Raw genomic sequence first — 12,646 nt, forward strand, 5'->3', positions numbered from 1 at the left:
GGTGGCCCGCACAAAGATCACCCCACGCAGCGGGCTACCCTGGCTGGCGTGAAGGTCCTCGTCATCGGCGGCGGCGCCCGCGAACACGCCCTGTGCCGCTCTCTCTCCCTCGATCCCGACGTCACCGCTCTGCACTGCGCGCCCGGCAACGCCGGAATCGCGGAGGTCGCCGAGCTGCACCCGGTGGACGCCCTCGACGGCGCCGCCGTGGCCCGCCTCGCGGGTGACCTCCAGGCCGACCTGGTCGTCATCGGCCCGGAGGCGCCGCTCGTCGCCGGTGTCGCCGACGCCGTGCGCGCGGCCGGCATCCCCTGCTTCGGCCCCTCCGGGGAGGCCGCGCAGCTGGAGGGCTCCAAGGCGTTCGCCAAGGACGTCATGGCGTCGGCCGGTGTTCCCACGGCCCGCAGCTACGTCTGCGCCACCCCCGACGAGATCGACGCGGCCCTCGACGCCTTCGGCGCCCCGTACGTCGTCAAGGACGACGGTCTCGCGGCCGGCAAGGGCGTCGTCGTGACCGACGACATCGAGCAGGCCAGGGCGCACGCCCGCTCCTGCGACCGCGTGGTCATCGAGGAGTACCTCGACGGTCCCGAGGTCTCCCTCTTCGCGATCACCGACGGGACCACCGTCCTGCCGCTGACGCCCGCCCAGGACTTCAAGCGCGCTCTCGACGGCGACGAGGGCCCGAACACCGGTGGCATGGGCGCCTATTCGCCGCTGCCGTGGGCCGACCCCAAGCTGGTCGACGAGGTCATGGCGAGCGTCCTCCAGCCGACTGTGGACGAGCTGCGCCGCCGTGGCACGCCGTTCTCCGGTCTGCTGTACGCGGGCCTCGCGATCACCTCGCGCGGGGTGCGGGTCATCGAGTTCAACGCCCGTTTCGGCGACCCGGAGACGCAGGTCGTCCTGGCGCGCCTGAAGACCCCGCTGGCGAGCGTCCTGCTGAACGCCGCCAACGGCACGCTGGACGCGGAGCCTCCGCTGAACTGGCGCGACGACGCCGCCGTCACCGTGGTCGTCGCCTCGCACAACTACCCCGGCACGCCCCGCACGGGCGACCCGATCACCGGCCTGGACGAGGTCGCGGAGCTGGACGCGCCGCACGCGTACGTCCTGCACGCCGGGACCAGGCGGGACGGCGACGCGATCGTCAGCGCGGGTGGCCGCGTCCTGTCGGTCACGGCGACCGGCAAGGACCTCGCGCAGGCCCGGGAGCGGGCGTACACGGCGGTGGAGCGCATCCGTCTCGACGGTTCGCAGCACCGTACGGACATCGCCCGCAAGGCCGCCGGGGAGTAGGCGCCCGGAAGGCCGGGGAGCACACGCCCGCAAGGCCGCCGGGAAGTAACCGCCCGTAAGGCCGGGGAGCACACGCCCGCAAGGCCCAGGAGCACACGCCGGCAGGCCGGGGAGTACACGCCCGCAAGGCCGCGGGGAGTAAACCCGCAGCCCCCGGAAATCGTCCTCACCTTTACCCAAAGCCATTCCATCGAGTGACGGCTCACCCATCCGGATGACGCCTGCCGACGCCCCAACTAGGGTGCCGCGCAGGCGTTCCGGCACTTGGCCCACCGGCATTGCGATGTCAGTGGTGGATGCCACAGTGGGGGAGTGAGCAACACCGCCGCAGGGGACCCGAAGCGGGGTCGCCCGCCACTGGGCAGAAGGGGGTGAGGTAGGGCCGTGTCCGGTTCCGGATCCCACAGGGACAGCAGAGGCGCCACGGGCTCGCTGGGCTCGACGAGTTCGACGGGGCCGTCGGGGTCCCTGGGCGACGAGCGGGGCGCCCGGGTCGCGCGCGCCCGTGCCCTGGCCGTGCTGCGGGTGCGCAGCAGGGCCCTCGCCGTCGCGCTGCTCCCGGCCGCCGTCGCCGTCGTGCTCCTGGCCGGAGGCGCCATGGGCCGGCTCACGGGCCCCGGGTGGGACGCCGCGCGCTGGGTGGCGACGGTGCTCGCACTGATCGTGGCGCTGGTGGCCGCGGCCGTCGCGGCCGTGATCGCGCGCGCCAGGCCCGCGCTGACACCGACGGTGGAGATCGCCGAGGCCTCGGCGCCCGACCTGTACCGGATGGTCGAGGACCTGGCGGTGCGGCTCGCGGTGCCCGCGCCGTCGGCGATAGCCCTGACGCCCGACTGCGACAGCTGGCTGGAGGACCGTACGCACCCGGCGCACGGGATATCCGGCGGCATAGCCGAGCGGAGCGGGCGCGGGACCGCCGCCCCGGGCCGACGCGGCCGCTCGGACGCCGCTCCCGTGCTGGTCATCGGTTCGCCGTTCCTGTGGTGGATGCGGATCGGTGAACTGCGGGCGGTGCTGGCCCCGGTCGTCGCCGGTACGGGACCGTCCGCCCACCCCGACATAGCCGCCGCGCGCCGGTTCGTCCGGGGGCTGGACGCGGCTGTCGCCGTCCCCGGCCGGCCGGGCCTCGATCCGGTACGGCGCCTGGGCGCGCGGTTCGTGGGCCTGTTCGCCCGGGTGCTGCTGAGGGCGAGCGGCGAGCACGCCACGGAGATGGAGCGGGGCGTCGCCGCCGCCGCGTCGGAGCGGGCGCAGAGCGTCGACTACGGCCTGCGGATCGTCGCGCAGGAACAGGTCGGGCTCGCGTACGCGGGCTGGGACCGGCTGCTGACGCGGGTCGCCCTGCCCGCCTGGCGGATGGGCCGCTGGCCGTCCCGGCTGGACGCGGGCGTCGTCTCGGCGCTCACCGAGCTGTCCCGGCGCGACCGGCTCGCGGAGGGCTTCGCCTCCAGGCTCGGCGAGCGGCCCGCGTGCGACCTGCTCGAAGAGCCCGGGCTCGTGGACGAGGCCGCTTCGCTGCTCGCCGCCCGGCTGTTCCACGGCGGCCCCGCGGACTGCGGGCCCGGCTGGGCGCCGGTGGAGTGGCAGCGGTATCCGGAGGAGGTCGTCGACCGGAAGTGGCGCTCCGAGGCAGCCCGTCTGCACCGGGTCCTCGACCGCATGGGCGTTCCCTACGACACTGGTGCGGACACCGGGACCGGGCGCACGACCGGCGCGCACGAGGGCCCGACACTCGCCCGGGTCATGGACCATCTGCTCGCCGAGCGCAGCGGCGACACCCTGGCGGCCGCGATCACGGCGGAGATGGCCCGCGAGGAGGCCACGACGGCCACCCCGGGCCCGTCCGGTACGCCGAACCTTCCCCGTACGCCGAACCCGTCCGGTACGCCGGGCATATCGGCCACGTCGGCCACGTCGGCCCCGTCGGGGGCGGCCACCCCGTCCAGCACCTCGGCGTCCGGTGACGCGACCTCCGCTCCCGCCGAGGGCTCCGCTCCCGCCGAGGGCTCCGCTCCCGCCGTGGGCCGCACCGGTGCGGCCCACGACGCCGCGGCGGACCCTGTCGGCGGGGCCGTGCGAGGGACCGGGGGCGGGTGCGCGGCCGGGGCGGATCCGGTCGGAGTACCGGGTCCGGAGCCGGACTCCGGTGGCTCACCCGGCCAGGAGGCCGGCTCAGGTGGCGGTGGTGTGCCGCCGGTCGGCTCGTGGGGCAGTGAGCAGCTGCCGCTGTTCCCGCTGCAGCCGCCGCGCACCGGGCGGGAGCTGCTCGCCGACCATGTCACGGCCATGGTGTGCTGCGCCGCCGTCGACAGCGCGGGGGCCGCGCCCGGCCTGGACTGGCTGGACGGTCCGACGCTGCTGGTCGAGGGCGACGACGGCAACAAGCACCGTGCCGATGTGGCGGCCGGGGTGCTCGCGCTGATCGAGGACGCCGACCCGGGGCCGTTGCGCCACTGGCTGGCGACGGTCGGCGTACGCCCCGAGAAGCCGGTCCGCCTCGTCTGACCGCTTCCCGCCGCCTCCGACCCGTCTCTGACCCGTCTGCCACCGGTCCCCGACCCGTCCCTGACGGGCCTCCACCCGCCCCGACCCCACAAGGCCGCGTCCGACCCGACAAGACCGTCTCCGACCCGACGAGGCACCTCGGCCCCCACGAGGCCGCGTCCGGTCCCACGAGGCCACCTCCCCCAAGCCCCCTGACCCGCCTCCCCCCGCCCCTTGACGTGCCTCCGACCCGCCCCGACCCCCACAAGGCCGCCTCCGGCCGTCTCCGGCCCGCCCCCGGCCGCCTCCGGCCCCCACAAGGCCCCCTTGACCCGCCTCCGGCCGCCTCCCCCGCCTCCTGACGGGCCTCCGGCCGCCTCCGGCCGCCTCCCCCGCCTCCTGACGGGCCTCCGGCCGCCTCCGGCCGCCTCCGACCCCCACAAGGCCCCCTGACCCGCCTCCGGCCGCCTCCCCCGCCCCCTGACGGGCCTCCGATCCGCCCCTGGTGGGCCTCCGGCCGCCTCCCCCACCTCGGAATGCCTCATTCCGTTCACATCGATCGGCGACGAGCGGTGACGGAACGCATGCGTCATGTGATGTGCTGTGGACCGGCGCCGACCGACGGACGGGGGCGAGGGCCGAGGAACCGAGCGCCGGATCGCGTAGACGCATCGGGGGATCGAGGGAGGGGGCACAGGCATGGGGGCGGAACGGATGCGACGGTGGGAGTCGGGGGCGCTCGCCCACGCGGTGAACGATCCGTTCGGTCAGGGACCGCTGCCCTGGCTGCGCGGCAGGGAGCACTACGTCGACGAGACGGGCCGGCTCGTCCCCTGGTACGTGGAGCCCGCGCTCCCGGCGCAGGAGCGCACCCACGGCGGCGGGCCACGGCCCGCCGATGACGTGCGCCTCCAGATCAAGGGCTTCGCGTCGACCGGCGCGGTGGCGCCCGGCGAGGCGATCGACTTCCACGTCACCGTGGACCCGCCGCAGCAGTTCGCCGTCGACATCTACCGGATCGGTCACTACGCCGGGGACGGCGCCGCCAAGATCACCACCAGTCCGCGGCTCTCCGGCATCGTCCAGCCGCCGCCGCTGACCGCCGACCGGACCGTCTCGTGCCACCACTGGTGGCTCTCGTGGCGGCTCCAGATCCCGTCGTACTGGTCGATAGGCGCGTACGTCGCCGTGCTCACGACGCCGGACGGCTACCGCTCCCACATCCCGTTCACGGTCCGCGACAGCCACCCGGCCGATCTGCTGCTGGTGCTGCCCGATGTGACCTGGCAGGCGTACAACCTGTACCCGGAGGACGGCCGTACCGGGGCCAGCCTCTACCACGCGTGGGACGCTGACGGCCGGCTGCTCGGCGAGCGGGACGCGGCGGTCACGATCTCCTTCGACCGGCCGTACGCGGGCGCGGGCCTGCCCCTGCACATCGGGCACGCGTACGACTTCATCCGCTGGGCCGAGCGGTACGGCTACGACCTCGCCTACGCGGACGCCGCCGACCTGCACTCGGGCCGCGTGGACCCGACCCGCTACCGGGGCCTGGTGTTCCCGGGCCATGACGAGTACTGGTCCGTGCCGATGCGCCGCGCCGTCGAGCGCGCCCGGGACACCGGAACGTCGCTGGTGTTCCTCTCCGCCAACACCCTGTACTGGCAGGTTGAGCTGTCGCCGTCGCCGTCCGGGGTCCCGAACCGGCTGCTGACGTGCCGCAAGCGGCAGGGCCCCGGAAAGGCGGTGCTGTGGCGGGAGGTCGACCGCCCGGAGCAGCAGCTGCTGGGCATCCAGTACGCGGGGCGGGTCCCCGAGCCGTATCCGCTGATCGTGCGGAACGCCGACCACTGGCTCTGGGAGGCCACCGGCGCCGGGGACGGGGACGCCCTCGACGGCCTGGTCGCCGGTGAGGCCGACCGGTACTTCCCGCGCACCGCGCTGCCCGATCACCAGGGCCGCATCCTGCTCGCCCACTCGCCCTACCGGGACGCCGACGGCGCGGCGCGCCACCAGGAGACGTCCCTGTACCGCGCTCCGTCCGGGGCCCTGGTCTTCGCGTCCGGCACCTTCGCCTGGTCGCCCGCCCTTGACCGGCCGGGCCATGTGGACGCGCGGGTCCAGCGGGCCACGGCCAACCTCCTGGACCGGATCTGCAAGCGCGACTAGGACGCTCCCGGACCCTGGCCGCTACCGGTCCCCGCCGTGCGGGAGAATCGGAGCTGTTGGGACAGAACCACGGGGAGGAACCGTGTCCGGATTCGTAGAAAAGCCCGAGCCGCTTCAGGTGCCGGGCCTGGTACATCTGCACACCGGCAAGGTGCGCGATCTGTACCAGAACGAGGCGGGCGACCTCGTGATGGTCGCCAGTGACCGTATCTCCGCGTACGACTGGGTGCTGCCGACCGGCATCCCCGACAAGGGCCGGGTGCTGACGCAGCTGTCGCTGTGGTGGTTCGACCAGCTCGCCGATCTCATCCCGAACCATGTGATCTCCGCCGAACTGCCGGCCGGCGCACCCGCCGACTGGGCGGGCCGCACCCTGGTGTGCCGGTCCCTGCGGATGATCCCGGTGGAGTGCGTCGCCCGTGGCTACCTGACGGGTTCCGGCCTCGCCGAGTACCGGGAGACGCGTACGGTCTGCGGCCTCGCCCTCCCCGAGGGCCTGACCGACGGATCCGAGCTCCCGGCGCCGATCTTCACGCCCGCCACCAAGGCGGCCGTCGGCGATCACGACGAGAACGTGTCGTACGAGGAGGTGGCCCGCCAGGTCGGCGCGGAGACCGCCGCCCAGCTGCGCCAGACGACCCTGGCCGTGTACAGCAGGGCCCGTGACATCGCGCGGGACCGGGGCATCATCCTCGCGGACACGAAGTTCGAGTTCGGGTTCGACGGTGACCGCCTGGTCATCGCCGACGAGGTGCTGACGCCGGACTCCTCGCGCTTCTGGCCGGCCGCCTCGTGGGAGCCGGGCCACGCCCAGCCGTCCTACGACAAGCAGTACGTACGGGACTGGTTGACGTCGCCGGCGTCCGGCTGGGACCGCAAGAGCGAGCAGCCGCCGCCCGCGCTCCCGCAGGAGGTCGTGGACGCTACCCGCGCCAAGTACATCGAGGCGTACGAGCTGCTGACCGGCACCGCCTGGCAGTAGCGCCAGCGGGCGCGAGCAGCAGGAGCAGGAGTAGGACCAGCAGCAGGAGCAGGAGCAGGAGCAGGAGCAGGAGCAGGAGTAGGCGCGGGTGCCGGACCGGCGGGCTGTCCCCCGACGGTCCGGCACCCGGCCGGCCCGGCGAGCACAGTCCGCCCGGCGGGCGCAGTCGGCGCGGCGCGGCGTGGCGTACGGCCGCTCGACACGAAGAAGCCCCCGGTCGGATCGACCGGGGGCTTCTGCTGGAGCGGACGACGAGATTCGAACTCGCGACCCTCACCTTGGCAAGGTGATGCTCTACCAACTGAGCCACGTCCGCATGCGCCGTAGCGCGGGAACCACTATACCCAACCTCGCGCGCGGGCGAGACGCACCGCGGCGTGCCGGTTCTCCGCGCCGAGTTTGGAGACGGCCGACGACAGGTAGTTCCGGACGGTTCCCGGCGACAGCGAAGCGCGCCTGGCGATCTCGGCGACCGGCGCCCCGTCCGCCGCGAGTTCCAGTACTTCGGCCTCCCTCGCGGTCAGCGGGGAGTCCCCGGCGGAGATCGCGTCGGCGGCCAACTCCGGATCCACGTAACGGTTTCCGGCGTGGACGGTACGGATGATCTCGGCGAGCCGCTGGGCGCTGACGGTTTTCGGGACGAAGCCGCGCACGCCCGCCGCGAGGGCCCGCTTGAGGTGTCCGGGGCGGCCGTGGCCGGTGACGATCAGGGTCTGGCAGCCGGGTAGTTCGGCGCGCAGGGATGTGGCGACCCTCACACCGTCGGCGCCGGGCATCTGGAGGTCGAGTACCGCGACGTCGGGCCGGTGCGCCAGCGCCATGGCGATCGCCTCGGGCCCGGTCGCCGCCTCGGCGACGACGACGAGGTCGTCCTCCAGGCCCAGCAGGGCGGCGAGCGCGCCCCGGATCAGATGCTCGTCGTCGGCGAGCAGTACGCGTACGGTCACGCCACTCCTTCTTCCTCCCGTACGGGGATCCTGGCCGTCACCCGGAAGCGTCCACCGCTCAGCGGCCCGGCCTCCAGGGTTCCGTCGAGGGCGGCCAACCGCTCCCGGAGCCCGGCGAGCCCGGACCCTCCGCCGGTCGCGCCCCGGCCTTCGCCGCTGCCCGCGGCGGTGCCACCGCCGGTGTCCGGGGCGGCTCCGTCGTTCACGACCTCCAGCACGGCGTGCCCGTCCGCCACCCGGACGGACACGGTGCAGTTCCGGGCGTCGCCGTGCCGCAGGACGTTCGTCGTGGCCTCGCGGACGACCCATCCGAGAGCCGACTGCACCCGCGCGGGCAACACGGCCGTGTCCGCCGCCGGACCGGACCCCGCCGTACCCGCCGCCGGACCGGACCCCGCTGTGCCCGCCGCCGGACGAGACACCGCCGCGCCTGGCGCTGTGCCCGCTGTGCCCGCCGCCCCGCCGTCGCGCATGGTGCAGGTGATCCCGGCGGCCGTCAGCACGCCGCGCGCACCCTCCAGTTCGGTGGGCAGGTCCGCCTCCCGGTAGCCGCGGACGACGTCCCGTACCTCCCGCTGGGACTCCTGGGCGATCCGCTGCACCTCGGCCATCTGGTCCACGGCCCCGTCGACGGAGCCGCGCCGGCCGAGCTGTACGGCCAGCTCGCTCTTCAGCGCGATCACGGACAGGTTGCGACCCAGCACATCGTGCAGGTCCCGTCCGAAGCGGAGCCGTTCCTCGGCGACGGCGAGCCGGCCCTGCAGCTCGCGGGCCGCGTCCAACTGCCACACGGCCCGGAGCAGCCAGCCCGAGAAGCCGCTCGTGAAGGAGAAGACGAGTCCGCCGATGAGCGTGGCGGCCGCGAGCCCGGTGACGTCCACGGGCGCCAGGCCCAGCAGGGCCGCGAAGAGCCCGGTGCCCGCGGCCGCGGCGAGCGTCAGGTACAGCATGTGCCGTACGGCGGGCAGGCAGAGCACCAGCGCGCTGATCCCGAAGGAGAGGAAACCGGGCACCAGGATCACCCCGGCGTCGGTGACGTCTCTGTGCGGCTGGCCCGGCGGGTCCAGCGCGCCCAGCCTGCCGAGGAGGATCACGCCGATGGCGCTTCCGGCGGAGAGCGCGGCCACCGTGGCGATGAGCCGGTAAGGACGGCGTCGCCGCCCCAGGCCCCAGTCGAGGGCGCGCGACGCCAGCGCGGCGACGAGCAGGGCGTGGACGCACACCAGCAGGAACAGCCAGCCGTTCAGCGGCGCGGGGATCTCGCGGGGCGAGGCGAAGCCGACGGCGAGGATCTCGATGAAGACGAAGCCGTGGAACGTCCAGCGGGTGTAGAGCTCGACCTTCGCCGCGTGGCTCCGACGGCTCCACCACCCCGTGAGCCTCACCGTTCCGTCCCCTCCCCGGCGGTCTGCCGCCCGATCAGCGGCGCGGCTCCCAGCGGAACCACCGTCGCACAGCAAACACCGAGATCACCGTCCAGGCCAGTGCGGTCACGGCCGCGATCGCCAGGTCCTCGGTGTCGTCGCCGGAGAAGCCGAGCCATCCGGCCCGTACGAGGGTCATCACCCCGGTCAGCGGCAGCACTTCGCCGACCTGGGCCACCCGCTCCGGCAGCATCTGGAGCGGGATGAAGAGCCCCGACCCGAAGGCGGAGACCAGGAACAGGGGCATGGTGGTGAGTTGCGCGCTCTCCACGGTCCGGGTGATCGCCGCCGTCAGCGCGGCGAGCGCCGTCAGCAGCACCGTTCCCACCAGGACGCCGGCGACGAACACCTCGGGCCTGCGGGGCGCGGTCATGTCCAGGAAGAGCACCGCGGCCGCCACCATCAGCACGCACTGCGCGAGCGCCACCGCACTCGACGGGAGGGCGGTGCCGGCGAGGATCTCGCGGTCGGTCGCCTCGCCGGTACGCAGCCGCTTCAGCACGAGTTCCTCACGCCGTCCGACGTACGCGGAGACGAGGTTGAGGTAGACGACGAGGATCAGGATCATGCCGATGCCGCCGGTCATGACCCCTTCGGTGACGCTCATGCCCGTCTCGTCGGCCCCGATGCGGTCGAGCGACCCGCGCAGTGAGGCGATCATCAGCAGGGGCATCAGCAGGGCCACGAACAGCGCGGTCCTGTTCCGTATGAGGAGGGTGAACTCGGCCCGTCCGAGGGAGGCCATGCGGCCGATCGCCGTCGTGGTCTCCGGGCCGGCGGAGCCTTCCGTCTCCGGCCGGGCGGAGCCCTTCGCGGCTCGTGTCCGTGTCGTCATGCCGGTCACACCCCCACCGTCGTCGCCGTGCCGTTGTCCGTCCGGGTCTGCGCGATGTCCAGGAACGCCTCTTCGAGGGAGGCGGACCGGGCGTCGAGACCTGCCAGCCGTACGTCGTGGGCCGCGGCCCAGGCCAGCAGCTCACCCAGCACGTCCTGGAGGGCGTGCGTACGGATCTCGATCCGCCGCCCGGTCGGCGCCGCGCCGCGCAGTGCAGGCGGCAGCAGGCTCGCGTCGGCGCCGTCCGGCAGGGTGAAGCGGATGCGGGCCGGCCGCTCGGCCGTGACCTGCGCCGGAGTACCGGTGACCACGACCCGGCCGCCGTGCATGATGGCCAGCCGGTCGGCGAGCGACTCGGCCTCCTCCAGGTAGTGGGTGGTCAGCAGCACGGTCGTGCCGCTGTCCCGCAGCTCCCGTACGAGTTCCCAGGTGTCGCGCCGCCCTTCCGCGTCGAGCCCGGTGGACGGTTCGTCGAGGAACAGCACCTCGGGCCGCCCGAGCAGGGCCAGCGCCAGGTCCAGCCGCCGCCGCTCGCCACCGGACAGCTGCTTGACGCGTACGGAGGAGCGGGCGCCCAGGCCCACCATGTCCAGGGCTTCACCGGTCGGCCGGGCACCGCTGGTGCAGCCGGCCCACATCCGCAGTGTCTCGGTGACCGTCAGGTCGGACGGGAAGCCGCCCTCCTGGAGCATGACGCCGATCCGTGGCCGCACGACGGCCCGCTGCCGGTACGGATCGTGGCCGAGCACCCGGACGCGTCCGCCGCTGGGCACGGCGAGCCCCTCCAGCAGCTCCACGGTGGAGGTCTTGCCCGCGCCGTTGGTGCCGAGAAGGGCGAAGATCTCGCCCCGGGCGACGGAGAAGGTGATTCCGCTCACGGCTTCGAAGCCGCCGGCATAGCTGCGGCGCACGTCGGACGCCTCGATCACGAGCTCGCCGTCCGCGTGCTCATGGCTGTTGTAGCTGGTCATGCCTCCAGCGTTCCGGCGGAGCGGGCCGGTCGGCAGTGCGTGCTGTCACCGGGGCCGATGACAAATGTCATGGGGCCCTCGGAGACGCGGCGCACGGACGGGAAAGACCCGCTGGAAATCGCGGAGGGACGGGTGAAAGACGGAACCCGGAAGAAGTCCACGAAACGAGCAGAACGCAGAAGAACCCGGAAGCCAGTGAAGCCAGAGAAGCCGGGAGCCAGAGAAGCCGGGAGCCAGTGAAGCCGGGAGCCAGAGAAGCCGGGCAGGCCGGGGAGAATCCAGAAGAACCCTGGCAAGCGCTGGCAAACGCTGACAAGTGCTGGGAAACGCGGAAGCCCCCGGTCGGATCGACCGGGGGCTTCTCTCTGAGCGGACGACGAGATTCGAACTCGCGACCCTCACCTTGGCAAGGTGATGCTCTACCAACTGAGCCACGTCCGCAGTGCTGCCACTCGGCGGCTTCCTCGTGAGAGGCGCCCCCGGGCGGTGCGAACACCACTGTACCTGATCCACCGGGGTGGTCGGTAAGTGATGAAGAGCGGGTGACAGGAATCGCACACTGCGCCTTCCCCCTGGAAGGGGGATGTTCTACTACTGAACTACACCCGCACGCTCCGTGAAGCGGGCCTTTCGGCCTTGCCCCTCGGCGTGATCCAGACTCTAGCCGATCAAGGGGGGTGCCGTGCAACTCGCCGCCCGCCAGCCCGCCACCGCCCGCGCCTCGGCCCACCGCCCGCTGGTGGGGGCCCGTGGGCTTCCGGTCGCCTCGCCCCACCGCCCGCAAGTCCGCCGCCCCCAGCCCACCACCGCCAGCCCGCCGACAGGGCACCCGCCAGCCCGCCGCCAGTCAGCCCGCCGTCAGGTCACCCGTCAGCCGTCGGGCGCGGCGCCCGCCAGTCAGCCCCCTGCCCACCGCCCGTCAGCCCGCCGCTCGCCGGGCGGGCCCGCCTGGGCGGTCTCAGCTCGCCGCGCGGAACGCCTCGTACACGCGCTTCGGGATCCGGCCGCGCGCGGGCACGTCCATCTTGTTGGACTGGGCCCAGGCGCGGACGGCCGCCGGGTCGGGCTCCAGGGAGGTGTGCCGGTACGAGGTGCGCGGCCGGCCGGGCTGCGCCTGCCTGGCACCGGCAGCGGCACCGGCCCCGGTGCCGCCCCCCGTGCCGGACTGCTTGCGGCCCGCCGCCATGTAGGGGGCGAGCGCCTTGCGCAGTTTCTTTGCATTGGCTGCATTGAGGTCGATCTCGTACAACTTACCGTCGAGGCCGAACGTGACCGTTTCCGCCGCTTCTCCGCCGTCGATGTCGTCGGAGAGCGTGACTACTACGCGCTGCGCCACGGATATCGGTCCTTTCGCGCGGAGCGCCGGACGTCGACGCCCGTGTGTCGACTTGCGTGAAGCGCGGGCTGACGTGCGGCGATACCGTCTATACGGCTGACGAGGGGCAATGCTGCTTTCCTCTGTATTCCTTTGTACAGCGGAAGGTGTCGCATTGTGAAGCCCAGGCAATTGCGTCCGCGTGTCCGCCGGCAAAGGC

9 protein-coding genes and 3 tRNA genes are annotated in these 12,646 nt (G+C 73.4%); 4 read left to right on the plus strand and 8 right to left on the minus strand.

Annotated elements, in window-relative coordinates:
* Positions 1-48: 48 nt before the first annotated feature.
* The 4 genes from purD (at position 49) to ACGF5U_RS14825 (ending at position 6,934) form a co-directional block, all read left to right on the plus strand.
* The gene (purD, locus tag ACGF5U_RS14810) at positions 49-1,299 is read left to right on the plus strand and encodes a phosphoribosylamine--glycine ligase (protein ID WP_392710612.1); all 1,251 of its coding nucleotides are present in this window, start codon (positions 49-51) and stop codon (positions 1,297-1,299) included.
* Positions 1,300-1,767: 468 nt separating this feature from the next.
* The gene (locus ACGF5U_RS14815; RefSeq protein ID WP_392818391.1) at positions 1,768-3,804 is read left to right on the plus strand and encodes a hypothetical protein; all 2,037 of its coding nucleotides are present in this window, start codon (positions 1,768-1,770) and stop codon (positions 3,802-3,804) included.
* Between the two features lie 678 nt (positions 3,805-4,482).
* Positions 4,483-5,952 (plus strand): N,N-dimethylformamidase beta subunit family domain-containing protein, encoded by a 1,470-nt coding sequence (locus ACGF5U_RS14820; RefSeq protein WP_392718273.1) that lies wholly within the window; start codon positions 4,483-4,485, stop codon positions 5,950-5,952.
* Positions 5,953-6,034: 82 nt separating this feature from the next.
* On the plus strand, positions 6,035-6,934 hold the full coding sequence (locus ACGF5U_RS14825) for a phosphoribosylaminoimidazolesuccinocarboxamide synthase (RefSeq protein WP_392718275.1): 900 nt from the start codon (positions 6,035-6,037) through the stop codon (positions 6,932-6,934).
* Positions 6,935-7,174: 240 nt separating this feature from the next.
* Here ACGF5U_RS14825 and ACGF5U_RS14830 read toward each other — a convergent pair.
* The 8 genes from ACGF5U_RS14830 to ACGF5U_RS14865 form a co-directional block, all read right to left on the minus strand.
* A tRNA-Gly gene (locus ACGF5U_RS14830) sits at positions 7,175-7,250 on the minus strand.
* Positions 7,251-7,272: 22 nt separating this feature from the next.
* Positions 7,273-7,881 (minus strand): response regulator, encoded by a 609-nt coding sequence (locus tag ACGF5U_RS14835; RefSeq protein ID WP_392718277.1) that lies wholly within the window; start codon positions 7,879-7,881, stop codon positions 7,273-7,275.
* Complete coding sequence (locus tag ACGF5U_RS14840) at positions 7,878-9,266, minus strand: sensor histidine kinase (protein ID WP_392718279.1); 1,389 nt, start codon at positions 9,264-9,266, stop codon at positions 7,878-7,880. Before ACGF5U_RS14840 ends, ACGF5U_RS14835 begins: the two co-directional genes overlap by 4 nt.
* A 34-nt stretch (positions 9,267-9,300) precedes the next feature.
* The gene (locus tag ACGF5U_RS14845) at positions 9,301-10,140 is read right to left on the minus strand and encodes an ABC transporter permease (protein WP_392718281.1); all 840 of its coding nucleotides are present in this window, start codon (positions 10,138-10,140) and stop codon (positions 9,301-9,303) included.
* A 5-nt stretch (positions 10,141-10,145) separates the two neighbouring features.
* Positions 10,146-11,111 carry an ABC transporter ATP-binding protein gene (locus tag ACGF5U_RS14850; RefSeq protein WP_392718283.1) on the minus strand — a complete coding sequence of 322 codons (966 nt, stop codon included), beginning with the start codon at positions 11,109-11,111 and terminating at the stop codon, positions 10,146-10,148.
* A gap of 368 nt (positions 11,112-11,479) precedes the next feature.
* A tRNA-Gly gene (locus ACGF5U_RS14855) sits at positions 11,480-11,552 on the minus strand.
* A gap of 96 nt (positions 11,553-11,648) precedes the next feature.
* Positions 11,649-11,720 (minus strand) — tRNA-Gly (locus ACGF5U_RS14860).
* Between the two features lie 349 nt (positions 11,721-12,069).
* Complete coding sequence (locus tag ACGF5U_RS14865) at positions 12,070-12,447, minus strand: Lsr2 family protein (RefSeq protein ID WP_392718285.1); 378 nt, start codon at positions 12,445-12,447, stop codon at positions 12,070-12,072.
* Between the last annotated feature and the right edge of the window lie 199 nt (positions 12,448-12,646).

It is taken from the genome of Streptomyces sp. NPDC047886 (assembly GCF_043204435.1).
Classification (GTDB): domain Bacteria; phylum Actinomycetota; class Actinomycetes; order Streptomycetales; family Streptomycetaceae; genus Streptomyces.

What these genes read in the sequence shown, in the direction of transcription:
- ACGF5U_RS14820 (WP_392718273.1), top strand. Translation starts at nt 4,483, where the DNA reads ATGGGGGCGGAACGGATGCGACGGTGGGAGTCGGGGGCGCTCGCCCAC.
- ACGF5U_RS14850 (WP_392718283.1), bottom strand. Translation starts at nt 11,111, where the DNA reads ATGACCAGCTACAACAGCCATGAGCACGCGGACGGCGAGCTCGTGATC.
- ACGF5U_RS14845 (WP_392718281.1), bottom strand. Translation starts at nt 10,140, where the DNA reads ATGACGACACGGACACGAGCCGCGAAGGGCTCCGCCCGGCCGGAGACG.